The 23,777-nt window shown below is 67.8% G+C and carries 21 protein-coding genes; 11 read left to right on the top strand and 10 right to left on the bottom strand.

The genetic code is table 11. The features are described 5' to 3' along the window. Positions 1 to 16: 16 nt before the first annotated feature. The 3 genes from M1L61_RS21975 to baeS form a co-directional block, all read right to left on the bottom strand. A complete protein-coding gene (locus tag M1L61_RS21975; protein WP_010482194.1) occupies positions 17 to 547 on the bottom strand; it encodes a gamma carbonic anhydrase family protein in 531 nt (176 codons plus the stop codon). 116 nt (positions 548 to 663) lie between these two features. After that, entirely contained in the window at positions 664 to 1,353 is a 690-nt protein-coding gene (locus M1L61_RS21970; protein ID WP_019337017.1) for a response regulator, read from the bottom strand. Beyond that, positions 1,350 to 2,753 (bottom strand): sensor histidine kinase efflux regulator BaeS, encoded by a 1,404-nt coding sequence (baeS, locus tag M1L61_RS21965; protein ID WP_248854114.1) that lies wholly within the window; start codon positions 2,751 to 2,753, stop codon positions 1,350 to 1,352. The genes M1L61_RS21970 and baeS overlap by 4 nt, the downstream gene beginning before the upstream one ends. A 117-nt stretch (positions 2,754 to 2,870) precedes the next feature. Here baeS and smeA point away from each other — a divergent pair, with 117 nt between their 5' ends. Genes smeA through smeC form a run of 3 tightly spaced genes read left to right on the top strand, consistent with a single transcriptional unit; the run spans position 2,871 to position 8,641 of the window. Beyond that, on the top strand, positions 2,871 to 4,067 hold the full coding sequence (gene smeA, locus M1L61_RS21960; protein WP_248854113.1) for a multidrug efflux RND transporter periplasmic adaptor subunit SmeA: 1,197 nt from the start codon (positions 2,871 to 2,873) through the stop codon (positions 4,065 to 4,067). A 12-nt stretch (positions 4,068 to 4,079) separates the two neighbouring features. Next, entirely contained in the window at positions 4,080 to 7,229 is a 3,150-nt protein-coding gene (gene smeB, locus M1L61_RS21955; RefSeq protein WP_197602198.1) for a multidrug efflux RND transporter permease subunit SmeB, read from the top strand. Continuing rightward, complete coding sequence (smeC, locus tag M1L61_RS21950; protein WP_248854112.1) at positions 7,226 to 8,641, top strand: multidrug efflux transporter outer membrane subunit SmeC; 1,416 nt, start codon at positions 7,226 to 7,228, stop codon at positions 8,639 to 8,641. The genes smeB and smeC overlap by 4 nt, the downstream gene beginning before the upstream one ends. A 150-nt stretch (positions 8,642 to 8,791) precedes the next feature. On the opposite strand, the gene mnmG is transcribed toward smeC, so the two are convergent. Further along, positions 8,792 to 10,681 carry a tRNA uridine-5-carboxymethylaminomethyl(34) synthesis enzyme MnmG gene (gene mnmG, locus M1L61_RS21945; RefSeq protein ID WP_248854111.1) on the bottom strand — a complete coding sequence of 630 codons (1,890 nt, stop codon included), beginning with the start codon at positions 10,679 to 10,681 and terminating at the stop codon, positions 8,792 to 8,794. A gap of 548 nt (positions 10,682 to 11,229) precedes the next feature. Beyond that, the gene (locus M1L61_RS21940) at positions 11,230 to 11,715 is read right to left on the bottom strand and encodes a hypothetical protein (protein ID WP_019337023.1); all 486 of its coding nucleotides are present in this window, start codon (positions 11,713 to 11,715) and stop codon (positions 11,230 to 11,232) included. Positions 11,716 to 11,874: 159 nt separating this feature from the next. On the opposite strand from M1L61_RS21940, the gene M1L61_RS21935 reads away from it, so the two are divergent. Further along, positions 11,875 to 12,837 (top strand): pyridoxal-phosphate dependent enzyme, encoded by a 963-nt coding sequence (locus M1L61_RS21935; protein ID WP_248854110.1) that lies wholly within the window; start codon positions 11,875 to 11,877, stop codon positions 12,835 to 12,837. After that, positions 12,822 to 13,466, top strand: coding sequence for a YdcF family protein (locus tag M1L61_RS21930; protein ID WP_049480113.1), 645 nt, complete (start codon positions 12,822 to 12,824; stop codon positions 13,464 to 13,466). The genes M1L61_RS21935 and M1L61_RS21930 overlap by 16 nt, the downstream gene beginning before the upstream one ends. Before the next feature lie 164 nt (positions 13,467 to 13,630). On the opposite strand, the gene bioC is transcribed toward M1L61_RS21930, so the two are convergent. From bioC to bioB, 5 genes are all read right to left on the bottom strand, one after another. Beyond that, the gene (gene bioC / locus M1L61_RS21925; RefSeq protein WP_010482174.1) at positions 13,631 to 14,515 is read right to left on the bottom strand and encodes a malonyl-ACP O-methyltransferase BioC; all 885 of its coding nucleotides are present in this window, start codon (positions 14,513 to 14,515) and stop codon (positions 13,631 to 13,633) included. Positions 14,516 to 14,527: 12 nt separating this feature from the next. Next, positions 14,528 to 15,307, bottom strand: a complete 780-nt coding sequence (locus M1L61_RS21920) for an SDR family oxidoreductase (RefSeq protein ID WP_049480070.1) — start codon at positions 15,305 to 15,307, stop codon at positions 14,528 to 14,530. Positions 15,308 to 15,336: 29 nt separating this feature from the next. Next, entirely contained in the window at positions 15,337 to 16,116 is a 780-nt protein-coding gene (bioH, locus tag M1L61_RS21915) for a pimeloyl-ACP methyl ester esterase BioH (RefSeq protein ID WP_071305544.1), read from the bottom strand. Between the two features lie 17 nt (positions 16,117 to 16,133). After that, positions 16,134 to 17,357 (bottom strand): 8-amino-7-oxononanoate synthase, encoded by a 1,224-nt coding sequence (gene bioF / locus M1L61_RS21910; protein ID WP_049480069.1) that lies wholly within the window; start codon positions 17,355 to 17,357, stop codon positions 16,134 to 16,136. A 67-nt stretch (positions 17,358 to 17,424) separates the two neighbouring features. Next, the gene (bioB, locus tag M1L61_RS21905; protein ID WP_049412416.1) at positions 17,425 to 18,468 is read right to left on the bottom strand and encodes a biotin synthase BioB; all 1,044 of its coding nucleotides are present in this window, start codon (positions 18,466 to 18,468) and stop codon (positions 17,425 to 17,427) included. 298 nt (positions 18,469 to 18,766) lie between these two features. Here bioB and M1L61_RS21900 point away from each other — a divergent pair, with 298 nt between their 5' ends. The 6 genes from M1L61_RS21900 (at position 18,767) to M1L61_RS21875 (ending at position 23,731) form a co-directional block, all read left to right on the top strand. Further along, a complete protein-coding gene (locus M1L61_RS21900) occupies positions 18,767 to 19,084 on the top strand; it encodes a hypothetical protein (RefSeq protein ID WP_109814779.1) in 318 nt (105 codons plus the stop codon). Positions 19,085 to 19,226: 142 nt separating this feature from the next. Next, the gene (locus M1L61_RS21895) at positions 19,227 to 20,552 is read left to right on the top strand and encodes a chloride channel protein (protein WP_010482166.1); all 1,326 of its coding nucleotides are present in this window, start codon (positions 19,227 to 19,229) and stop codon (positions 20,550 to 20,552) included. Between the two features lie 147 nt (positions 20,553 to 20,699). Beyond that, positions 20,700 to 21,869 carry a major royal jelly family protein gene (locus M1L61_RS21890; RefSeq protein WP_248854109.1) on the top strand — a complete coding sequence of 390 codons (1,170 nt, stop codon included), beginning with the start codon at positions 20,700 to 20,702 and terminating at the stop codon, positions 21,867 to 21,869. Positions 21,870 to 21,964: 95 nt separating this feature from the next. Further along, positions 21,965 to 22,654: a ComF family protein gene (locus M1L61_RS21885; RefSeq protein WP_248854108.1), complete on the top strand. Its 690-nt coding sequence runs from the start codon at positions 21,965 to 21,967 to the stop codon at positions 22,652 to 22,654. Positions 22,655 to 22,712: 58 nt separating this feature from the next. Next, entirely contained in the window at positions 22,713 to 23,264 is a 552-nt protein-coding gene (locus M1L61_RS21880) for an HdeD family acid-resistance protein (RefSeq protein WP_006399985.1), read from the top strand. Further along, entirely contained in the window at positions 23,261 to 23,731 is a 471-nt protein-coding gene (locus M1L61_RS21875) for a hypothetical protein (protein ID WP_248854107.1), read from the top strand. The genes M1L61_RS21880 and M1L61_RS21875 overlap by 4 nt, the downstream gene beginning before the upstream one ends. Positions 23,732 to 23,777 lie beyond the last annotated feature (46 nt).

Below are 23,777 nucleotides of genomic sequence, written 5' to 3'. Positions count from 1 at the left end.
TGGCGGCGTTGGCTGCTCAGCCCCGGTATTCGTCCTTCAACCGCACGTAGTGGTCGGCCGAGTAGTGCAGCGACTCGATCTCCTTGTCGCTCAGCGTGCGCGCCGGCCGGGCCGGGTTGCCGACCCACAGCTCGCCTTCGCCCACCACCTTGCCCGGGCCGACCACCGCACCGGCGCCGACGAAGCCATGGCGCTCCACGCGGGCGCCGTCGAGGATGCAGGCGCCCATGCCGATCAGGCTGTAATCGCCGATCGTGCAGGCGTGGATGATGCAGCCGTGGCCGACGGTCACGCCTTCGCCGATCAGGGTCGGGTAGCCGGCCTTGTTGTACGGGCTGTGGTGGCTGACATGGATGATGGTGCCGTCCTGCACGTTGGTGCGCGCACCGATGCGCACGTAGTTGACATCGCCGCGGATGACCGTGCCCGGCCACACCGACACGTCGTCGGCCAGCTCCACGTCACCGATGACGGTGCAGGCCGGGTCGATGTACACGCGCTCGCCGAGGACGGGCATCTTGTCGCGGAAGGGGCGCAGCGGGTTCATCGAAGTCTCCGGAAATCAGGGCGTTCGCGACGATGATACCTGGGCGGTGCGTTGTAGAGCCGAGCCCATGTTCGGCTCCCTACGCAGCCGAGCATGGGCTCGGCTCTACAGGGAGCTCAGGGTTCGTAGCTGTAGCCCATGCCGTACACCGAACGGATCGGCTCGCCTTCCATGCCGGCGTCGGCCAGCTTGCGGCGCAGGTTGCGCACATGGCTGTCGACAGTGCGGTCGACCACCACGCGATGGTCCAGGTACAGCCGGTCGAGCAGTTCATCGCGCGCCCAGATCCGGCCTGGCGTGGCCAGCAGCGTGCGCAGCAGGCGGTATTCCACCGGCGTCAGGTCCAGGCCCTTGCCGTTCCAGGTGGCGCGTGCGGCCGGCTCGTCGATGTGCAGGCCGCCGTTGGCGCGCGCACCGGGGTCTGGGCGGTAGCGGCGCAGCACCGCCATTACCCGAGCGACCACTTCGCGCGGACTGAACGGCTTGCAGATGTAGTCGTCGGCACCGATCTCCAGGCCCAGCAGGCGGTCGATCTCTTCCACCCGTGCGGTGACCATGATGACCGGCACATCGCTGCTGGCGCGCAGTTCGCGGCACAGGTCCACGCCGTCGCGCTGCGGCAGCATCAGGTCCAGCAGCACCAGATCGGGCTGGTAGCGCGCGAACGCGTCGATCACCTGGCCACCGTCGTCCACCCACTCGCTGGCCATGCCGGCAGCGGCCAGGTAGTCGCGCAGTACCGAGGCCAGGCGTGGCTCGTCCTCGACGATCAGGATCTTCGCGGACGTGGCGGGCGACGTGCTCATGCAGGCTCCGGCAGGGTGATGACCACGCGCAGCCCGCCCAGTGGCGAGGGCTCGGCGTGGATGACGCCGTGGTGGGCGAGGATGATGTTGTGGCTGATAGCCAGGCCCAGCCCGCTGCCACCACTGGCACGATTGCGCGAACTCTCCACGCGGTAGAAGCGTTCGAACAACAGCGCGCACTTGTCGGCCGGCACGCCCGGCGCGGTGTCTTCCACGATCAGCTGCACGCCGGCACGCACGTGCGCTGCCTGCACGAGTACGCGGCCACCGGCGTGGGTGTAGCGCAGTGCATTCTCCAGCAGGTTGGCCAGCACCTGCTGCAGGCGCCGTTCGTCACCGGACACCTGCAACGGCATGGCGGGCAGATCTTTCTCCAGCGCCAGGCCTGCATTGGCGAAGCGCACGCGCATGCCGTTGAGTTCGCTGCGCAGCAGTGCCGCCAAGTCCAGTGGCGCGAAGCGGTACGCCAGGCCGCCAGACTGGGTCATCGACAAGTCGTGCAGGTCGTCGATCAGCTTGCCCAGCTGGCGGATCTCGCCCTGCAGGCCCACCAGGTTGGCGCGGTCCAGCGGACGGATGCCATCTTCGATCGCCTCCAGCTCGGCGCGCACCACCGCCAATGGCGTGCGCAGCTCATGCGAGATGTCGGCGATGAAGGCGCGGCGGTTGCGCTCGGTATCGTCCAGCGCCTGCGCCATCCGGTTGAAGTCGTTGACCAGCGCGTCCAGCTCATCGTCGCTGGTGCGCTCGATGCGGGTGGCGTAGTCACCGGCCGCCAGCCGGTGCGTGGCTGCGGCCAGCTTGGCCAGGCGCTGGCGCAGCGCCCGCGATACCAGCCAGGCCAGCAGTACCGTCACCAGCAGTAGGGCGATGCCGATCACCCACCAGGCGCGCACCTGGGTGTTGTAGAAATTCAGGTCGTTGGTGGCGATGACGGTCTGGAACGGCACCATGCCCAGCCAACCTACGGTCTGCCCGTCCACCTGCACCGCATGCGGCTCGTCATCGCTGGTGGCGTCGGGGTTGCCGGCCACGAAGTGGTGCTGCGCATCGAACAGGCCCAGACGCGACGGCACGCCGGTCTGGTCGGACAGCGGCGGCACCGGTCCTTCGTGCCCATGGGCCAGATCCGGGCGCAGCAACCGCGCCCAGCGGTCGCCATCACCATGCAGATGTCCCCAGCCACCGTGCTCGCGGTACTCGCGCTGCAGGTGGGGCATCAGCCGCTGCATGCGCAGGTCGCCCTGGTCGTTGAGGTAGTCCAGGAATCCGGTCTGGAAGGCCACGCGGCTGGCAATACCGTTCACTGCCAGCACCAGCAGGCAGGCGGTGAAGATCGCGAGGAAGGTCTTCGCGGTCAGGCCGAATTTGAGTCGAATCTTCGCCATCGCGGAGGCCATTAGCGGCGCAAGCGGCGCCGAAAGCAAGCGCCAGCTGAGCCGGTCGCACAATCTCCATATTCTCTGCACAGTTCCACGGCAGCGTGCACGGGTCAACGCAAGGCCCCCACGTCCCCCATGTCACTCCTGCGCCCGCTGTCCTGTTCCCCGCGTCCCCTGCTGCTGCCCCTGCTGTTGGCCCTGGCGGCCTGTTCGGTGGGCAGGACTGAAGCACCGGCCATGCCCGAAGTGGGCGTCATCACGGCCAGCGCGCAGCCGCTGGCACTACAGCAGACGCTGCCCGGCCGCGCCGTGCCGTTCGAGATCTCCGAGGTGCGGCCGCAGATCGGCGGCCTGATCCGCCAGCGGTTGTTCACCGAAGGCCAGCAGGTCAAGGCGGGGCAGCTGCTGTACCAGGTCGATCCGGCGCCATACCAGGCGGCCTTCGATACCGCCCGCGGGCAGCTGGCGCAGGCCGAGGCCACCGTGTTGTCGGCACAGCCGAAGGCCGAGCGCACCCGCGCGCTGGTGAGCATGGATGCGGCCAGCAAGCAGGATGCCGACGACGCCACCTCGGCGCTGAAGCAGGCGCAGGCCAACGTGATTGCCGCGCGCGCTGCATTGCAGGCCGCCCGCATCAACCTCGACTACACCCGGGTGACCGCGCCCATCGACGGTCGCATCGGCACCTCCAGCGTGACCGCTGGTGCGTTGGTCGCGGCCGGGCAGGACGCCGCGCTGACCACCATCCAGCGGCTGGACCCGGTGTACCTGGATGTCACCCAGTCCAGCACGCAGATGCTGGCACTGCGCAAGCAGCTCGATGCCGGCCTGGTGAAGGCCATCGATGGCAAGGCACAGGTGAAGGTGCTGTTGGAGGACGGCAGCACCTATGCGCACGAAGGCACGCTGGAGTTCGTCGGCAGCGCGGTCGATCCGGGTACCGGCAATGTGGTGCTGCGTGCGGTCATCCCGAACCCGGACGGCCTGTTGCTGCCCGGCATGTACCTGAAGGCGGTGCTGCCGATGGCTACCGACGCGCGCGCGCTGCTGGTGCCGCAGAAGGCGGTGACGCGCAACGAACGCGGCGAGCCGCTGCTGCGCCTGCTCGACGCCAAGGATCATGTGGTCGAGCGCCGGGTCAGCACCGGCCAGGTGGTCGGCAACCAGTGGCAGATCACCGATGGTCTCAAGACCGGCGAACGGGTGATCGTCAGCAACGGCAGTGCGGTATCACTGGGCCAGCAGGTCAAGGCGGTGGCGGCCACCACGGCGCAGCTGGCGGCGATGCCGGCGATCGACCCGAACGGCAACACCGACGAAAAGTCGCACTGAGGCCTGCCGCGCATGGTTCGTTTCTTCATCGACCGGCCGATCTTCGCCTGGGTGATCGCCATTGCGGTCAGCCTGCTCGGCCTGCTTGCGATCCTGATCCTGCCGGTGGACCGCTACCCGCAGATCGCCCCGCCCACCATCACCATCCGTGCCACCTACACCGGTGCCTCGTCGCAGACCGTGGAAAATGCGGTCACCCAGGTCATCGAGCAGTCGCAGCAGAGCCTCGATCACCTGATGTACATGACCTCGACCAGTGCCTCCGACGGCTCGGCGCAGGTCAACCTGGTGTTCGCCACCGGCACCAATCCGGACACCGCGCAGGTGCAGGTGCAGAACCAGCTGCAGGCGGCCATGGCCACGCTGCCGCAGGCGGTGCAGCAGAACGGCCTGACCATCACCAAGTCCAGTGGTTCGATCTTCGAGGTGCTGTCGTTCACCAGCGAAGACGGCAGCATGGACAACTTCGATGTCGCCAACTTCATGGAAGCGCGCATCGATGACCAGATCAGCCGCGTCAGCGGTGTCGGCAACATCCAGCCGATCGGCCAGGAGTACGCCATGCGCATCTGGCTGGACCCGGAGAAGATGCGCCAGTACGCGCTGATGCCGTCGGACATCGAGACCGCGCTGCAGGCACAGAACACCGACGTCTCGGCCGGTGAACTCGGCGGCCAGCCGGCGCTGAAGGGCCAGCAGCTCGACGCCACGGTGACCGCGCGCAGCCGCCTGCACACGCCCGAACAGTTCGCGCAGGTGGTGCTGAAGGCCGATGCCAACGGCAGCGTGGTGCATCTGGGTGAGGTGGCGAAGATCGGCCTGGGCCCGGAGAGCTACGACAGCATCAGCACCTTCAACGGCAAGCCGTCTGCATCGCTGGGTATCGAGCTCAATGCCGGTGCCAACGCCATCGCCGTGTCCAAGGCCATCGATGCACGGCTTCAGCAGCTGCAGAAGTACTGGCCGCATGGCTACACCGCCCACGTGGCGTTCACCACCACGCCGTTCGTGACCATCTCGCTGAAGGAAGTGGTGATCACCCTGATCGAGGCGATCATCCTGGTGGTGCTGGTGATGTACCTGTTCCTGCAGAACTGGCGCGCCACCCTGATCCCGACCATCGCAGTGCCGGTGGTGCTGCTGGGCACGTTCGGCGTGCTGGCCGCGTTCGGTTATTCGATCAACACGCTGACCATGTTCGCGCTGGTATTGGCCATCGGCCTGCTGGTAGACGATGCCATCGTGGTGGTGGAGAACGTGGAACGGGTGATGACCTTCGAAGGGCTGGCGCCGAAGCCGGCGACGCTGAAGGCGATGGGCCAGATCACCGGCGCGCTGGTCGGTATCGTGCTGGTGCTGACCGCAGTGTTCCTGCCGATGGCGTTCTTCAGCGGTGTCACCGGCGTGATCTACCGCCAGTTCTCGGTGACGATTGCGGCAGCGATGATCCTGTCGGTGCTGGTGGCGATGACCATCACCCCGGCGCTGTGCGGCAGCATCCTGCACCAGATTCCCAAGGGCGGCCATCCGCACGGCGACCACGGCGGCGAACCGAGCCTGCTGGGCAAGTTCTTCATCTGGTTCAACCACCGTTTCGAGCGCACCTCCAACGGCCTGCGTCGTCGGGTGGATGGTTTCCTCGGTCGGCGCACGCTCGGCGTAGTGTTCTACCTGGTGCTGAGCGTGGTCACCGGCCTGCTGCTGTGGCACCTGCCTGGCGCGTTCCTGCCCGACGAGGACCAGGGCATGCTCAACGCGCTGGTGAAGCTGCCGGCCGGCGCCACGCTGGAACAGACCCGTGCTGTGATGGATCGCCTCAGTGCCGCCGCAGTAAAAGACGACAGCGTGCTGTCGATCCAGGCCACCGCCGGCTTCAGCGTGACAGGCAGCGGCCAGAATGTCGGCCAGGCCTTCATCCGCCTGAAGGACTGGGATGACCGCAAGGATGATGCCGATACCATCGCCGCACGGTTGACCAAGGCCATGGCCAGCGTGCCCGATGCGCAGGTGTTCATCACCTCGCCGCCGGCCATCCTCGGCCTGGGCGATGCGGGCGGATTCACCCTGGAACTGCAGGACGAAGGCGGTGCCGGCCATGCCGCCGCCGTGGCTGCACGCAACACATTGCTGAAGGAAGCTGCCAAGGATCCGAAGCTGGTCAACGTGCGCTATGCCAGCCTGGAAGATGCACCGGTGTATGCGGTCAAGGTGGACGACGCCAAGGCGCAGGCGATGGGCGTGAATCCGCAGGACATCAATGACACCTTGAACGCGGCGCTGGGCGGCGACTTCGTCAACAACTTCATCTACAAGGGCCGCATCAAGAAGGTGTTCATCCAAGGCGCTGCCGAAGCACGAATGCAGCCGCAGGACATCGAGCGCTGGAGCGTGCGCAACCAGGCTGGGCAGATGGTGCCGCTGTCATCGCTGGTCAGCGCGCACTGGTCCAGCGCACCGGCCGCGCTGCAGCGCTACAACGGCATCTCGGCGATGGAGATCACCGGCCAGCCGGCGCCGGGCGTCAGCTCCGGCGAGGCGATGGCCGAGATCGCGCGCCTGGCCGATACGCTGCCGGAAGGCTTCAGCCACGCGTGGTCGGACATGGCCTACCAGGAACAGCTGTCGGGCAACCAGGCGCCGATGCTGTACGCCATCTCGCTGCTGTTCGTGTTCCTGTGCCTGGCCGCGCTGTATGAAAGCTGGGCGGTGCCGTTCGCGGTGATGCTGGCGGTGCCGGTAGGCGTGTTCGGTGCGGTGCTGATGATGAACCTGCGCGGCCTCAACAACGACGTGTACTTCCAGGTCGGCCTGTTGACCACGATTGGCCTGGCGGCCAAGAACGGCATCCTGATCGTCGAGTTCGCGCGCATCCTCGAACAGCAGGGCAAGAGCACCCGCGAGGCGATCCTGCAGGCGGTCTACCTGCGGCTGCGGCCGATCGTGATGACCTCGCTGGCCTTCCTGATGGGCGTGCTGCCGCTGGTGTTCGCCACCGGTGCCGGTTCAGCCGCGCGCCGATCGCTGGGTACCGGCGTGGCCGGCGGCACGGTCGCCTCGATGGTGCTGGGCATGTTCTTCGTGCCGTTGTTCTACCTGTTGGTTCGCCGCATGTTCCCGGGCCGCGCACCGACCGAAGCCACTGTCCCGGAGGCACACCCATGAAGCCGATGCTGCTGCGCGCCCTGGCGGCCGCGACGATGACCACCGTGCTCGGTGGCTGCGTGAGCATGGCGCCGCATTACCAGCGGCCCGGGGCACAGGTGCCGGTGCAGTTCGGCAATGCGGCCACCGGCGAGGCTGATCCTGCGCCGGCGATGCCGGCATGGCGTGAGGTGTTCCTGGAACCACGCCTGCAGCAGGTGATCGCGCTGGCGCTGCAGAACAACCGCGACCTGCGCGTGGCCGTGCTGCAGGTGGAGAAGGAGCGGGCGCAGTACCGCATCCAGCGTGCGGCGCTGCTGCCGTCGGTGGATGCCAGCGGCAGCGTCACCCGTTCGCGGGTCAGTGACGCCAACAGTGAGACCGGGGCCACCCAGGTGACCGAGTCCGACGCGCTGCAGGTCGGCATCAGCAGCTGGGAGCTGGACCTGTTCGGGCGCATCCGCAGCCTGAAGAGCGAAGCCCTGCAGAACTGGCTGGCCAGTGCCGAGAACCAGCGTGCGGCGCGCACCAGTCTGGTCGCCGAAGTGGCGACGGCGTGGCTGGCGCTGGCCGCCGATGGGCAGTCGCTGGCATTCACGCAACAGACCCTGGACAGCCAGCAGCAGACCCTGCAGCGCACCGAGGCCCGCCATGCGCAGGGGCTGGCCTCGGGGCTGGACCTGTCGCAGGTGCAGACCAGCGTGGAAGCCGCGCGCGGCGCGCTTGCCAAGCTGCAGACGCAGCAGGCGCAGGATCGCGATGCATTGCAGCTGTTGGTGGGGGCGCCGCTGGACCCGGCCCTGCTGCCGACCGCGCAGGCGCTGGAGGGCAGCGTGGCACTGGCGCCGTTGCCGGCCGACCTGCCCTCAAGCGTGCTGCTGCAGCGCCCGGACGTGTTGTCCGCCGAACACGCGCTGCAGGCGGCCAATGCCGATATAGGCGCCGCGCGCGCCGCGTTCTTCCCGACGCTGACATTGACTGCCAACTACGGCCACAGCTCCACCGCGTTGTCGACGCTGTTCTCGGCTGGTACCCGTGGCTGGTCGTTCGCGCCCAGTATCACCGCTCCGATCTTCCATGCCGGCGCACTGAAGGCGTCGCTGGATGCCTCGAAGATCGGCAAGGACATCAGCGTCGCGCAGTACGAGAAGGCGATCCAGCAGGCTTTCAGCGAAGTGGCCGATGCGCTGGCCACGCGTGATCACCTGACCGCGCAGATGGACGCGCAACGCGCGCTGGTCGCTGCCAGCCAGCGCAGCTACACGCTGGCCGATGCGCGTTACCGCACCGGGCTGGACGGCTACCTGCAGTCGCTGGACGCACAGCGCAACCTGTATGCCGCGCAGCAGGACCTGATCGCGTTGCAGCAGCAGGAGGCGGGCAACCGGGTGACCTTGTTCAAGGTGCTGGGTGGTGGCGCGGACGCGCGGTAACGCGAACTGCTCTGGTAGGTGCCGACCTTGGTCGGCACGGATCATCAGATCGCGACACTCCATGCTTCCGTGCCGACCAAGGTCGGCACCCACCAAGGCAGACTCATGTGCCGACCAAGGTCGGCACCCACCAGAGGCAGGTGCGACCGCTTACGCCACGCGGCCGCGGCGTGCGCGTTCCAGATGCACCAGCAGCAGCGAGATCGCCGCCGGCGTCATGCCGGGAATCCGCTGTGCCTGGCCGATGGTCTGCGGGCGTACGCGCTCCAGCTTCTGCAGTGCTTCGGCCGACAGCCCGCGCACCGTCGCGTAATCGAAGGCTTCAGCGATCGGCGTAGCTTCGTGCCGCTGCTGGCGCTCGATTTCCTCGCGCTGGCGATCCAGATAGCCGGCGTACTTCACGCCGATTTCCACCTGCTCGGCCACTTTGGCGTCGGCTACCGCCGGGCCCAGCGACGGCACCTGCATCAGCTGCGCGTAGTCCAGCTCCGGGCGCTTGATCAGGTCCAGCACGTTGGTTTCGCGGCTGACCGCCACGCCCAGCGTGTCCTGCACTTCGCGGCCCAGCGCATTGGCCGGGGTTGCCCACAGTGCACCCAGGCGTGCGCGCTCGGCGGCGACGGCGGCCTGCTTGGTCTCGAACGCGTTCCAGCGGCGGTCATCCACCAGGCCCATCTCACGGCCGGCCGGAGTCAGGCGCTGGTCGGCATTGTCCTCGCGCAGCTGCAGGCGGTACTCGGCGCGGCTGGTGAACATGCGGTACGGCTCGTTGGTGCCGTGGGTGATCAGGTCATCCACCAGCACGCCCAGGTACGCCTCGTCGCGGCGCGGGCACCAGCCGTCCAGCCCGCGCACCTGGCGTGCGGCGTTGAGGCCGGCCAGCAGGCCCTGCGCGGCGGCTTCTTCATAACCGGTGGTACCGTTGATCTGGCCGGCGAAGAACAGGCCGTTGACCAGCTTGGTTTCCAGCGAGGCCTTCAGCCCGCGCGGATCGAAGAAGTCGTATTCGATGGCGTAGCCGGGGCGGGTGATGTGCGCGTTCCCGAAACCGCGGATGCTGCGCACCATCTCCAGCTGCACGTCGAACGGCAGCGAGGTGGAGATGCCGTTGGGGTAGATCTCGACGATGCCCAGGCCTTCGGGTTCGACGAAGATCTGGTGGCTGGCCTTTTCGGCGAAGCGCACCACCTTGTCCTCGATGGACGGGCAGTAGCGCGGGCCGATGCCTTCGATCTGGCCGCTGTACAGCGGCGAGCGGTGCAACGCGTCGCGGATGATCTGGTGGGTCTGTTCGGTGGTGTGGGTGATCCAGCAGCTGACCTGCTGCGGATGCTCGTCCACCGAGCCGAGGAAGGACATCACCGGGCGCGGCGTGTCACCCGGCTGCTCGTCCATCACGCTGTAGTCCAGCGAGCGGCCATCGATGCGCGGCGGCGTGCCGGTCTTCAGGCGGTCGACCTGGAACGGGCGCTCGCGCAGGCGCGCGGCCAGCGTGGTGGCCGGCGGGTCGCCCATGCGGCCGGCGGCATACTGGGTCGGGCCGACATGGATCTTGCCGGCCAGGAAGGTGCCGGCGGTCAGCACCACGGCCTCGGCGTCGAAGCGCAGGCCGGTCTGGGTGATGACCCCACGCACGGCATCGCCTTCGATGACCAGGTCATCGACCGCGGCCTGGAACACCGTCAGGTTGTCCTGGCCTTCGACGATGGCGCGGATCGCCATGCGGTACAGGTTGCGGTCGGCCTGGCAGCGGGTGGCGCGCACGGCCGGGCCCTTGGAGGCGTTGAGCGTGCGCCACTGGATGCCGGCGCGGTCGGCGGCATGCGCCATCGCACCGCCCAGGGCGTCGATCTCCTTGACCAGGTGGCCCTTGCCGATGCCGCCGATAGCCGGGTTGCAGCTCATCGCGCCCACCGTTTCGATGTTGTGGGTCAGCAGCAGGGTGCGCACGCCGGTGCGGGCCGCGGCCAGCGCGGCTTCGGTGCCGGCGTGGCCACCGCCGATGACGATGACGTCGTAACGATGGAAGGACGGGTTCATGGGGGCTGTTCAGCTTGGGGCAGGCGCGGCCGGGGGCGCCGCCGGGGTGGCGATTTTAGCGCCATTCGGGGTCCGGACGCCGGCGCCGGCCAGTTGGCGGCGAAATCGGCCCTAAAGTTGGCAGGATTTTTGCAGATAACCCAATAGCACCCATCGTGGCTGGCGCCGTAGGCGCCCGTGACCGGAATTGGAACAGGGGCCGGTACAGGCGCACGGTGGGGGAGCAGAGGGCCGGCAGTCGGGGGACTGTCCGGCCCTGTTTTTTTGGGGCTGTCGGGAAGGCGCCATCCACGCATGGCGTGGATCTACTGAAGCTGGGGCCTTCGCCGGTTGGCGACCTGACAAAACAAACGGCCCCGCATTGCGGGGCCGTCTGCCTTCAGAGGTGCCGACATCCGACAGGGCCGGAACAGGGGGGATCCAGATGTTCCTGTCGGATATCGACGTAGAGCTTTTTGCGGCGGCCCGTGTCGTTTTTGTCACTTTGTGACGCGGGCCGTCACTGTCCGCGTAGAGTGCGGCTTAGACCGTGTGAAATGCAAGACGGTTCAGCGCTCAACTGTGCGCTGCGTCGCACGATCCATGTTGCGCCAGGGGGAACCGTTCATCCTCGGCGCACTCGGTGCCGGTGCCGGACGGGCCTGCGGCGGGGGCGCCGACGGCTGCGCGTTCGACTGCGGCGGGCGGCGCATGGAGTCCATGTTCCGCCACGGCGAACCACCGTTGTACGACGGTCGCGACGGCGGCGGCGGACGGTGCTCGCCACCATTGCCCGGGCGCGGCGGCGGGCGATGGTTGTGCGGCGGGCGGTAGATCGGGCGCGAGTAATACGGATTGCCGTAGCCGCCGTAGTAGCCGCCATAGCCACCGTAGTAGGGGCCGTAGTTGTAGGGATAGCCGGCCGGGTAGCGGTACTCCACCGACGGCGCACCGTGGTAGTAGCTGCCGCTGCGGCCGCCGCCGACATAGTCGTAGGTGGTGCAGCCGGTCAGGGCCAGCAGCAGGCCACCGGCAAGCATCAGGCGCATTTTCATGGTGGGTCCCCCCAGAGGACGGGTGTGCAGTCAGCTTCGGGCGCCAGCGTTGAATCGGCCCTTAATTCCGCCGGCCAGGATGAATGGAGGCGTAGGGCTGCATGCTGGCATGACCTGTGTCCCGGTCGCCAGCGCGAAGCCATACGTTAATCTTGCGTCATGAGCGATTCACTGTTGCCCCGCGCCGATGACGTCCTGCTTGCTGCAGCGAGGATCGCCCCGCACGCCAGCGTGACGCCGGTGCTGCGCTCGCGCACGCTCGATGCGCTGGCCGGCGCACAGCTGGCGTTCAAGGCCGAGCACCTGCAGCGCGGTGGCGCATTCAAGTTCCGTGGTGCCTGCAACGCGGTGTGGTCGCTGGAGGGCGATCGCGCCAGTGCCGGTGTGGTGACCCACTCCTCCGGCAATCATGGCGCCGCCTTGGCGCTGGCCGCGCGCACGCGTGGCATTCCCTGTCATGTGGTGGTGCCGGAAGGCGCGGTGGCGGCGAAGTTGGCCAATATTGCCCGCCATGGCGCGACGCTCTGGCGCTGCCCGCCGACCATTGCCGACCGTGAGGCCACCTGTGCCAGGGTGCAGGCCGATACCGGCGCGACCCTGGTGCATCCCTATACGAACCCGGCGGTGATGGCCGGGCAGGGCACTGCCGCCCTGGAACTGCTGCACAGCGACGGCCCGTTCGATGTGCTGGTAGTGCCGGTGGGTGGTGGTGGCCTGGCCAGCGGTACTGCGCTGGCGCTGCAGCACGCCAGCCCGCAGACCCGCCTGGTGCTGGCCGAGCCAGCCGGAGCCGACGATACCGCGCGCTCGCTGGCCGCTGGCGAGCGGCAGGGCGCGTTCACCCCGGACACGATCTGCGATGGACTGCGTACCCTGATCGGCGCGCCCAATTTCGAACTGCTGCGCGCGGCCGGTGCCGAGGTGATCGTGGTCGATGACACTGCGACCATGGCCGCAATGCGCCTGCTGTGGGAGGTGCTCAAGCAGGTGGTCGAGCCATCCTCGGCCACCGTACTGGCCGCGGTGCTGGCACAGCCGCAACGTTTTGCCGGCCTGCGCGTGGGCCTGGTGCTGTCCGGCGGCAACGTCGACCTGCCCGCGTTGCGCTGGGGGGCGCCATGAGCCGCGACCGGCATCGGCCTCGCACCGGCCTGCTGGGCTGGCTGTGGCGGCTGTTTGTCCTGCTGGTGATCTGGCTGCTGGGTGTGACTGCCTGGATCGTCTGGGTCGGCGAGCGCGACCAGGCCGCCAAGGCCGATGCCATCATCGTGCTGGGTGCGGCCGCCTATGACGCCAAGCCATCTCCGGTGTTCGAAGAACGTATCCGGCATGGACTGGACCTGTACGAGGCCCAGTACGCGCCGCTGCTGATCTTCACCGGCGGCTATGGCGGCACCGGTGCGCGCTTCTCCGAATCGCAGGTGGCGCGCCGCTACGCGCTCAAGCATGGCGTGCCGGACGATGCGATCCTGATCGAGACCGCTTCGCGCAACACCGTGCAGAACCTGGTCGAAGCCAAGCGACTGATGGACCAGCGCGACCTGCACCGGGTGATCATTGTCAGCGACCCGCTGCACATGGCGCGCGCGCTGCGACTGAGCAAGGCACTGGGCATCGATGCGCTGGCCTCGTCCACGCCCAGCACGCGCTTCCGTAGCTTCCACACCAGCTGGCGTTTCCTGGTGCAGGAGATCTACTTCTTCCACCGCGACCTGGTGCGCCCGCCGCTGAGTTCGCCGGCCAATACCTGAGGCGGAAGCCTGCATTGGGTGGGTGCCGACCTTGGTCGGCACAATCTGTCAGATCGCGATGCCGCCGGCACTGTGCCGACCAAGGTCGGCACCTACCGGAGCGGGTTCCGTGCATGAATCGGTAGTCGCCGACCGTGGTTGGCGCATGACCTGCGGTCGCTCGATCAGGTCTGCTTGCGTCGGATCGGAATCGCCGACACCGGCACCGAGGCCACGTCATGCCCGCCTTCGCGGATTGGTGCGCCGGGGTCCGGTGCCCAGGCATGGGCATAGATCACTTCCCAGCTGCTGGGCAGCTTGCCGTCGGCGCGCCGCATCGGTTCATACGCCGCTGCCGCCGCCGCGAAACGGCTACGCCCGGTCAGTGTGTGGCGGCGGTCCACCCGCGCGTTGGTCGCGCCCATCGCGCGCAGTTCGCGCATCAACGAGGGCAGGTCGTCGTAGGTCAGGGTGAACAGATCGCGGTCCAGCACCGGGTCGCGGAAGCCCGCCATCATCAACGCATCGCCGAACTGGGCGATCTGCGCGAAGCGGCTCACGTGCGGGCGGTCATCGGCGGCGGCAAACGCCTCATTGAGTTCGATCAGGGTTTCCGGGCCGAAGGTGGAACACAGCAGCAGGCCACCGGGCTTGAGCACGCGACGGAAGCCTGCGAACACCGCCGGCAGGTCGTCCACCCACTGCAGGCACAGGTTGCTGAAGATCACATCCACGCTGTTGTCCGCCAACGGCAATGCGGCGGCGTCGCCGCACAGGCGCTGGAACGGCTTCCACCAGCCGGCCTGGCGCTTGGCCTGGTCCAGCATCGGCAGCGCCACGTCCAGCGCGATCACCTGCGCCTTCGGCCAGCGCTTCTTCATCAACGCGCTGGCGTGGCCGGTGCCGGCACCGATGTCCAGCACCACCTCGGGCTTGCGTGCCTCCAGGTAGTCCAGCGATTCGATCAGCCGCGACTGCACCTCGCGCTGCAGGGCGGCGGCGGCGTCATAGCTGCTGGCGGCACGCGCGAACGCGCGGCGGACATGGCGGGCATCGAAGTGGGACGGCATTGCGAAAGTCTCTTAGAACGTACCGGGGTAGGCGCCGCCGTCGATCAGCAGGTTCTGTCCGGTGAGGTAACCGGCCTGTGCACTGCACAGGAAGGCGCAGGCGGCGCCGAATTCGTCAGGCGTGCCGAAGCGGCCGGCGGGAATCTGCTGGCGGCGGCGTTCGGCGACTTCGCCGGCATCGCCGTCCTTGCCCGCACTGTGGGCGAAGTTGGCGCGCAGGCGGTCGGTGTCGAACTGGCCGGGCAGCAGGTTGTTGATGGTGACGTTGTGGGCCACCGTGCGGCGCGCCAGGCCGGCGACGAAACCGGTCAGGCCACTGCGCGCGCCGTTGGACAACGCCAGGATGTCGATCGGGGCTTTCACCGCCGACGAGGTGATGTTGACGATGCGGCCGAAGCCGCGCTCGATCATCGCGTCGACGGTGGCGCGGATCAGCGCGATTGGCGCCAGCATGTTGGCGTCCAGCGCGGCAATCCAGTCGTCGCGTTCGAAATTGCGGAAATCACCGGGCGGCGGACCACCGGCATTGTTGACCAGGATGTCCACCTGCGGGCAGGCGGCCAGCGCCGCAGTGCGGCCGGCCTCGGTGGTGACGTCGGCGGCGACGGCGCGCACCTCACCGGCACCGGGCAGTGCACGCAGTTCGTCGGCGGCGACCTTCAGTGCAGCCTCGCCACGCGCCACGATCACCACGTTCACGCCCTCGCGTATGAGCGCACGCGCGCAGCCCAGGCCCAGCCCCTTGCTTGCGCCGCAGACCAGTGCCCAGCGGCCGTTGATACCCAGATCCATGCGTCAATCCTGCGGAATTCGGAGGGGGCTCATTGTCCGCCATCGGCCGGTGACAGGCCGGCAACGAAGTGTTGCAGGGCGGCAGCCACTTCGTCGGCATGGCCGAGGAAGGGCGCATGGCCGCCGTGGGCGATGGTCAGCGCCTGCGCACCCGGGGCCAGCGCCGCAGCGGCCTCCATGGCGACCGGTGACACCAGGCGGTCGCGCTGGCCGGCGATCCACAGGCTGGGCTTGCCCAGCGTCGGCAGTGCCCCGCGCAGGTCGGTGCTCTCCAGCAGGCGCAGGCCTTCCAGCAGGGCGCGTTCGGTGGGCGCACCGCGCTCGACCAGGCGCTGGCGCAGGGTGCGCAGTTCCTCGCGGGCATGCGCCGAGCCCATCACGTCCAGCGCGAGGAAGCGTTCCAGCGTGCCGCCGAAGTCGGTCGCCAGCTCACGCCCGAACTGCTCGAATACTGCCGGTTCGACCGCGTGCGGCCAATCCTCGCCACGCACGAAGCGCGGCGTGGCGGCGATCATCGCGAGGCCGCGGACCTTCGGCAGCGTGGCCGCCGCATGCAGTGCGAACAGGCCACCCAGCGACCAGCCGCACCACACCGCCGGCGGTGTGGCCGCGGCAATGGCACTGACCACGAACGGCAGGCGCAGCGGCGTGGTGTCGTCGCGGCTGTGGCCATGGCCGGGCAGGTCGACCAGGTGCAGGGTGAACTGGTCTGCCAGGCGCTGCACCAGCGGCGCGAATACACCGCCCTGCAGGGCCCAGCCGTGGATCAGTACCAGGTCCGGCCCACGGCCGGTGACGTCAATATGCATGGGCAACGACACGGAACTCAGGCAAAAGCGGGCAGCGGCGGTGGCGCGGCTTCACGCACGGCCAGGGTCACGCGATCGCGCGCGCTGGCGATGGCCTCCACCAGGCCACGCACCTGTTCCGGCGTATGCAGCGCGGACAGTGTCACGCGCAGGCGTGCCTTGCCTTCCGGCACCGTCGGCGGGCGGATTGCACCGACCAGCCAGCCGGCCTGTTCCAGCGCCGTGGACATCGCCACGGCGGTGCGGTCATCGCCGCACAGCAGCGGCTGGATCGGTGTTTCCGAAGCCATCAGGTCCAGGCCATGGCGACGCGCTTCAGTGCGGAACAGCGCGATCAGGTCGGTCAGCTTTGTGCGACGCCAGTGGTCGCGGCGCGCCAGGCGCACTGCTTCAAGCGCAGCAGCGGCCATCGCCGGTGGCACGGCGGTGGTGTAGATGTACGGGCGCGCGGTTTCGGCCAGATGCTCGATCAGGTCGTCGCGGCCCAGCACCAGCGCACCGGAACCGCCCAGTGCCTTGCCCAGTGTGACCAGCTGCAGCGGTACGTCGTCCACGCCCAGCCCGGCGGCGGCCACGGCACCACGGCCATCACCGACCACGCCGACACCGTGCGCATCATCCACATAGAACAGCGCCTGCTGCAGGCGTGCCACAAGCGACAATGCACGCAGCGGTGCGATGTCGCCATCCATGCTGAAGACACCATCGGTGGCCAGCATGGCCGCGCCATCGGGCGCGTGCTTGAGCTGACGCATTGCGCCTTCCGGATCCAGGTGCGGATAGCGGCGCAGACGTGCACCGGCCAACCGGGTCGCATCGAGCAGGCTGGCGTGGTTGAGCTTGTCTTGTACGCAGACATCGTTCTCTTCGCTCAGCAGTGCCTGCTGCACCGCCAGATTGGCGGCGAAGCCACTGCCGAACAGCAGTGCGCGCGGGTAGCCCAGCCACTCGGCCACCTCGCGTTCCAGCGCCTCATGCAAGGCATGATGGCCGCAGACCAGGTGCGAGGCACCGGCACCGGCGCCTTCGCGCGCAGCGGCGTCCTGCAGCGCGTTGACCACGCTGAACTGCTGCGCCAGGCCCAGGTAGTCGTTGCTGCAGAAGCCGGTCAGCCACTGGCCGTCCACTTCCAGGCGCACGCCATCACGACGGGTGACCGTGCGTCGCGGGCGGCGACGGCCTTGGGCATCGCGCAGAGCGCGCTGGGCGTGGAGGCGGGCGGTCAGGTCGGGGCGGGCCATGGTGGCTGAATGCGTCGACGGGGCGGCTAGGGTAGCGCGTTGCCGCGGCGCCTGCTTGCGGCCCGTCTCAGGCCGCGTGAGCGCAGCCACAGCCGGGCGTATCGGCACTGATATCGGCGTGCACGGTACCGCCGTGGTCGTGGCCTTCGGCATCCACCTGCACCGCCATCGGCTGCAACCCCAGCCGAGCGAACAGGGCCAGGTCGCGCTCGCTTTCCGGGTTGCCGGTGGTCAGCAGCTTGTCGCCGTAGAAGATGGAGTTGGCGCCGGCCAGGAAACACAGCGCCTGCAGTTCGTCACTCATCGCCTCGCGCCCGGCCGACAGCCGCACCATCGAGCGCGGCATGGCGATGCGGGCCACCGCGATCATGCGCACGAACTCGAATGGGTCCAGTTCGGCGCTGCCATGCAGCGGCGTACCCGCCACCTGCACCAGCTTGTTGATCGGCACCGAATCCGGATGCGCCGGCAGCGTGGCCAGCGCCAGCAGCAGGCCGACGCGCTGCGCGCGCGTCTCGCCCATGCCGACGATGCCGCCGCAGCAGGTCTTCAGGCCGGCATCGCGCACGTGTTCCAGCGTATCCAGGCGGTCCTGGTACTGGCGCGTGTGGATGATCGAATCGTAGTAGTCCGGCGCGGTGTCGAGGTTGTGGTTGTAGTAGTCCAGGCCGGCGTCCTTCAGCGCACGCGCCTGCTCGCCGCTGAGCATGCCCAGCGTGGCGCAGGTCTCCAGACCCAGTGCCTTCACCCCGGCGATCATCGCCGCGACCTTCGGAATGTCTCGATCCTTCGGCGAACGCCATGCGGCACCCATGCAGAAGCGCGATGCACCGGCGGCCTTGGCCTGGCGTGCCTTGGCCAGCACCGCGTCGGTCTCCATCAGCTTCTGCGCGTTCACCCCGGTGCTGTAGCGCTGCGCCTGCGGGCAGTACGCGCAGTCTTCCGGGCAGCCGCCGGTCTTCACCGACAGCAGCGTGGACACCTGCACCTGCGACGGGTCGAAGTGCTCGCGATGGACCGCTGCGGCGCGGAACAGCAGCTCGGGGAACGGCAGATCGAACAGCGCCTGCAGTTCGTCGTGTTGCCAGTCGTGGCGGATGGCAGCAGCCATGGCGGGACCTTGGGTACGAGTGGAGCGAGGGCGGCAGTGTGGGTGGGGGGGCACGGGCTGTCAACTTTTAGTTTGATGTTTTGGTTTACTTTGCCGTGACTGAAATGGAATCCCATACAAGCGATGGCCATGGCGCTGCATCGATTGCGGGCATCGCTGCTGCCGCGGCGAACCCCGTCCTCGTGCCGGGAGCGGGGGCAGCCTGCGCGGTGAGCTTGGCCCGAACATCGTCAGGATCGACCCGCGCAGCGCGTTGGACGTAACCTCAAGCACACACGTTCAATCGGGCAGCGCTGCAATGGACAATCCGGACAACTGGCAGCCGATCACCCGGGAAGAACTGGAAACCCTGGTCGCACGGCAGTTGCAGGATTGCTCACCTGTCCAACGAGCCACCTTCGAATCCCTGCGCGTGCCATTCCATGCGGTTCGGTTGCACAGGCTGGGCATGATTGAGTGGGTCTGGGCGGTCGCACAACTGCCCGACGGGTTGCTGTACTACGAGGACGTTGAGGAAGGATTCGAGGTGGGCACGCCGGGAGAGGATGGTGTGTTGCCGAACCAAGGTTGTTCTCAGCTGACGCTGACCCACATTCTCCATCGTTTGGTGATCTGAGCATCAGATCTCGCAGATCGCTGCATCTGCCCGAGTTCAGGACGCTCTTCTGGCGGCATACGTGCATTTCACCGCATCCTGCAAGGCCTTCGGCCACAGTGGCCGCTGTCTAATCAAAGCGCTGGCGCGCAGACTTTGACTCATGACCGATCTCCATCGCCTCCGCGGCCGCATCACCGCGCTGGTTCTCAGCGAAGCCTGGCGCCGCCGCGCCGCGCTCTGGGGCGGCGCCGTGGCCGTGGCGCTGGTGGCGATCCTGTTCGCCAAGGCCAGCGACGCGGCGTTCCATCTGTTCCAGCGCATCACGTCGCACTCGCCGTGGTGGGCCCTGCTGCTGACGCCGGGCATCTTCGCGCTGCTGGCCTGGTTGACCGCCGGTGTGCTCAAGCCCACGCGCGGCAGCGGCATTCCGCAGGTCATCGCCGCGTTGGACAAGGCCGATGAGCCGTTCCGGAAGACCAACCTTTCACCCGCGGTTTCGGCCGGCAAGCTGCTGCTGACCTCGCTGTCACTGCTGGGTGGCGCCTCGGTGGGCCGCGAGGGCCCGACTGTGCACGTAGGCGCCAGCTTGATGTACCTGTTCGGCCGCTGGTTCGGCTTCAAGGACCCGCGCGAACTCTCGCACTTCCTGTTGGCCGGTGGCGCGGCCGGCATCGCGGCGGCATTCAACACGCCGCTGGCCGGTATCGTCTTTGCCATCGAGGAGCTCAGCGGCCGTTTCGAGCATCGCTTCTCCGGCACCCTGTTGACTGCGGTGATCGTCGGTGGCGTGGTGTCGCTGGGCCTGTTGGGCAACTACACCTATTTCGGCCATGTGAGCGCACGCCTGCCGCTCGGCCAGGGCTGGCTGGCAATCCTGCTGTGCGGCGTGGTGGCGGGCCTGCTGGGCGGCCTGTTCGCGCGTGCGGTGCTGGCCAGTGCGGCGGGCCGCCCGCGCTGGCTCGGGCAACTGCGGCAGCGGCATCCGGTTCTGTTGGCCGCAGGCTGCGGTCTGGTGGTGGTACTGCTCGCCCTGGTCTTCGGTGAAGGCGCGTTCGGCACCGGCTACGAGCAGGCGCGCAGCCTGGTGCAGGGGCAGGCGGTGGTCGGCCACGAGTTCGGGTTGATGAAGCTGCTGGCCAACCTCGCATCGTACGTGGCCGGTATTCCCGGAGGCTTGTTCTCGCCCGCGCTGGCGGTCGGTGCGGGACTGGGCCACAACCTGGCGGTGCTGATGCCCGGCGTGGACCCGCGCGCGTTCGTGCTGCTGGGCATGTGTGCGTACCTCACCGGCGTCACTCAGGCGCCACTGACTTCGGCGGTGATCTCGCTGGAGCTGACCGACAGTGGTGATCTGCTGCTGCCGATCCTGGCCACGGTGCTGATCGCGCGTGGCGTGTCCGGGCTGGTCTGCCGGGTGCCGATCTACCGTGGGTTGGCGGAGTTGTTGATGGTGCCGAAAGCAGAGCCAGCGGATAGGCATCACTGATTACCTTGATCAACAGGATCAATCAGGTCGAAATCTTCACTTTTGCAGTGAAGCTGATTCCCCGTTGCACCGTCTACCCGATGCCGGGTGCGCCGCTGAAGATGCGTCGACACCGGGGCTGTACCCGGACCTGCATCGAGAGCAACCATGATCAACTGCCGTATCCGCAGCCTGGCGGCTGCCGTCCTGGCCCTGGCCAGTTCCCCCGCGCTGGCGCTGGCAGGCACGCCTGTGCTTCCCAGCGAACGCAGCGTCGGTGTCATCGAGCCGGTGGCGTGTTTCGAAGGTGCGATGCCCACCAGCGTGGCGGTGTCCGGGACCGGGCGGATCTTCGTCAACTTCCCGCGCTGGGGCGATGAAGTGGCCTACAGTGTGGCCGAGTGGCGCGATGGCCGTGCCGTGCCCTATCCGGATGCGCGCATCAACCGCAAGGACGATCCCGACCCGGCAGCACACTTCATCAGCGTGCAGAGCGTGGTGGACGATGGCCAGGGCCGGCTGTGGGTACTGGACACCGCCGCACCGGGCTTTTCAGCGCCGCAGGCCGGCGGCGCCAAGCTGGTGGCGATCGATCTGGCCACCAATACCGTGGCCAAGACCCTGGTGTTCCCGGCCAACGTCATCGACGCGCGCACCTACGTCAACGATGTGCGCTTCGATTTCCGTGTCGGCCGCGAGGGCGTGGCCTACGTGACCGACTCGTCACTGAGCGGCATTGGCGGCATCATCGTCATCGACCTCGCTACGGGGGCGGCATCCAAGCGTCTGATCGGTCATGTATCCACCTCGGCCGATCCCGCGTTCGTGCCGATCGTGGAGGGCCGGCAGATGCGGTTGCGCAAGGCCGACGGTTCGTCGGCACCGTTCACCGTTGCCGCCGATGGCATCGCGCTTTCGCCGGATGGAAGTACGCTGTTCTACACGCCACTGTCCAGCCGCCATCTGTACAGCGTGCCCACCGCACTGTTGCGCGACCCGAAGGTGAGCGAGGCGGCGCTGGCTGCTGCGGTCGTTGACCTCGGCGAGAAGGGCGCCTCCGATGGCATGGAGATGGATGCCAACGGGCGGCTGTACGCCAGCGACTACGAGCACAACGCCATTCATGCCCGTGATGCGCAGGGGCGCTGGACGACCGTGGTGCACGACCCGCGCATCCTGTGGCCGGATACCTTGTCGATGGGGCCGGATGGCTACTTGTACTTCACTGCCAACCAGCTGCATCGGCAGGCCGGATTCAATGGCGGCGTTGATCGCCGGCAGGCGCCGTACATGGTGTATCGCACCCGGGTGGATGCGAAGCCTGCGCCAACGCGGTGAGGTGATCGGGGCAGCGGGTGGGCGACAAAACCCCTACGGCTCGTTGAGGGCCCCCCCGATGGCAACGCACTGACGGCGCCGTCAGGCTGAAGCGCATGTCTGCCTTCTTCGACCCGGGCCGCCACGTGCAGGCCGCACTTCGTGTGCTGCTACCGCTCCGTTGCCTGGTCTGCGGTGACCCGGGCCACGATGGACTCGATCTCTGCGATGCCTGCCTGGCCGGACTGCCCTGGGCCGGCCGGGCCTGCCTGCGCTGCGCGCTGCCGTTGCCGGACACCGCGTTGATCGTCTGCGGCACCTGCCGCGAAGAGGTGCCGCCACAGGCCGCCACGCATGCCAGCCTGCTGTACCTGCCGCCGGTTGACCAGTTGCTGGTCCGCTACAAGTTCCATCAGGATCTCGCCGCCGGACGCCTGCTCGCGCAGCTGATGCAGCGCGCACCGCCGCCGTGGTCGTGCACGCCGCTGGTGCCGGTGCCGCTTCACAACCGTCGGCTGCGGCAGCGCGGCTACAACCAGGCCGCCGAACTGTGCCGGTTGCTGCCGATGCCGGTCTGGCAGGGGCTATACCGGCGTCGACACACCGCGCCGCAGTCCGAACGCACGGCCGAACAGCGCAGGGAAAACCTGTTCGATGCGTTCGACGTGCGTGGTTCCGTGCCAACGCGATTGACCGTGGTCGATGACGTGATGACCACCGGCAGCACGGTGATGGAGGTCGCCGAGACGTTGCGCCTGGTCGGCGCTGGGGAGGTGCGCGTGTGGGTCTGTGCGCGGGCGCCGTGATCGCCCTCTTCATCCACAGGGGCTAGGATGAGGCCGGTTCCGGATCGAAGGAGTGGCCATGAATTCCCCCTTGTCTCCCTTGTTGTCGGCGGTTGGGCGCAGCTGGTGGATCCTGCTGCTGTACGGGCTCGTCGCACTGGGTTTTGGCATCGTTGCCATTGGCTGGCCGCTGTCCGCAGCGATGGCACTGGCGTGGACACTGGGCGTGATGGCCATCGTTGAAGGCGTCATCAGCCTGTTCGCACTGGTCAGCGGCGGCAGTGGTGCCTCGCGTGGCTGGTTGGCGCTGTATGCCATCGCCTCGCTGGGCTTCGGCATCCTTGCGGTGATCAACCCGCTGGCCACCGCCAGCGTGCTGGTGCTGTTCCTGGCCGCGTGGCTGCTGGTGGCCGGCATCTATCGCATCGTGTTCGCGATCCGCGTGCGCAAGCAGATCCAGGGCGAGTGGCTGCTGATCCTCAGTGGCGTGCTGGCGGTGGTGCTGGGCCTGCTGTTTGCCGCAAATCCCTATGCGGGCGTGGCGGTGACCACGCTGTGGATCGGTATCGGCAGCTTGCTGTATGGGCTGCTGCAGGTACTGGTGGCCTTCAAGCTGCGGAAGCTGAAGTGAGGGCTGTGCTTCCCCTGTTGCTGGGCGTGGCGTTGACCCTGACCGGATGCATGCCGGGCGCCACACCCGGTGCCTTGGCATGCAAGGATCATGCGCCACGCCCCGGCGTGGATGTGCGCCTGAGCGCGGTCGATGCAGCCGGCAAGGGCAGACCGGTGCAGTGGCAGGGCGAAACCCTGGCCCTGCGCGAGCCGCCGATTGCCGGCAGTGCCGACATCGCCGATGTGCGCTACGTACTGGACGAGGCCAAGCAGCCCGGCCTGCAGATCCGCTATCGGCCCGAAGCGCACCAGCGCATCCACGATGGCACGGCAGCACTGGTCGGTCAGCGTGCGGCGCTCAGCGTGGATGGCCGCGTCCTGTTGGTGGCGACGGTGCAGGGACCGTTCGGCGAATCGATGATGCTGAGCGGGTTGCCCAGCGTTGCCGAGGCGCAGGCGCTGGCCAAGCACATCACGGGCGACTGACGGACGTGCCAACACCCCCACGCTGCGCATGGAGGTCGACCAAGGT

The organism is Stenotrophomonas sp. NY11291, assembly GCF_023277365.1.
GTDB classification, from domain to species: Bacteria; Pseudomonadota; Gammaproteobacteria; order Xanthomonadales; family Xanthomonadaceae; genus Stenotrophomonas; species Stenotrophomonas geniculata.
This window is presented reverse-complemented; position numbering and strand designations above follow the sequence as displayed.

Coding starts and splice junctions, on each gene's coding strand:
- M1L61_RS21975 (WP_010482194.1), bottom strand. CDS start 547: ATGAACCCGCTGCGCCCCTTCCGCGACAAGATGCCCGTCCTCGGCGAG.
- M1L61_RS21970 (WP_019337017.1), bottom strand. CDS start 1,353: ATGAGCACGTCGCCCGCCACGTCCGCGAAGATCCTGATCGTCGAGGAC.
- baeS (WP_248854114.1), bottom strand. CDS start 2,753: ATGGCCTCCGCGATGGCGAAGATTCGACTCAAATTCGGCCTGACCGCG.
- smeA (WP_248854113.1), top strand. CDS start 2,871: ATGTCACTCCTGCGCCCGCTGTCCTGTTCCCCGCGTCCCCTGCTGCTG.
- smeB (WP_197602198.1), top strand. CDS start 4,080: ATGGTTCGTTTCTTCATCGACCGGCCGATCTTCGCCTGGGTGATCGCC.
- smeC (WP_248854112.1), top strand. CDS start 7,226: ATGAAGCCGATGCTGCTGCGCGCCCTGGCGGCCGCGACGATGACCACC.
- mnmG (WP_248854111.1), bottom strand. CDS start 10,681: ATGAACCCGTCCTTCCATCGTTACGACGTCATCGTCATCGGCGGTGGC.
- M1L61_RS21940 (WP_019337023.1), bottom strand. CDS start 11,715: ATGAAAATGCGCCTGATGCTTGCCGGTGGCCTGCTGCTGGCCCTGACC.
- M1L61_RS21935 (WP_248854110.1), top strand. CDS start 11,875: ATGAGCGATTCACTGTTGCCCCGCGCCGATGACGTCCTGCTTGCTGCA.
- bioC (WP_010482174.1), bottom strand. CDS start 14,515: ATGCCGTCCCACTTCGATGCCCGCCATGTCCGCCGCGCGTTCGCGCGT.
- M1L61_RS21920 (WP_049480070.1), bottom strand. CDS start 15,307: ATGGATCTGGGTATCAACGGCCGCTGGGCACTGGTCTGCGGCGCAAGC.
- bioH (WP_071305544.1), bottom strand. CDS start 16,116: ATGCATATTGACGTCACCGGCCGTGGGCCGGACCTGGTACTGATCCAC.
- bioF (WP_049480069.1), bottom strand. CDS start 17,357: ATGGCCCGCCCCGACCTGACCGCCCGCCTCCACGCCCAGCGCGCTCTG.
- bioB (WP_049412416.1), bottom strand. CDS start 18,468: ATGGCTGCTGCCATCCGCCACGACTGGCAACACGACGAACTGCAGGCG.
- M1L61_RS21900 (WP_109814779.1), top strand. CDS start 18,767: ATGGACAATCCGGACAACTGGCAGCCGATCACCCGGGAAGAACTGGAA.
- M1L61_RS21895 (WP_010482166.1), top strand. CDS start 19,227: ATGACCGATCTCCATCGCCTCCGCGGCCGCATCACCGCGCTGGTTCTC.
- M1L61_RS21890 (WP_248854109.1), top strand. CDS start 20,700: ATGATCAACTGCCGTATCCGCAGCCTGGCGGCTGCCGTCCTGGCCCTG.
- M1L61_RS21885 (WP_248854108.1), top strand. CDS start 21,965: ATGTCTGCCTTCTTCGACCCGGGCCGCCACGTGCAGGCCGCACTTCGT.
- M1L61_RS21880 (WP_006399985.1), top strand. CDS start 22,713: ATGAATTCCCCCTTGTCTCCCTTGTTGTCGGCGGTTGGGCGCAGCTGG.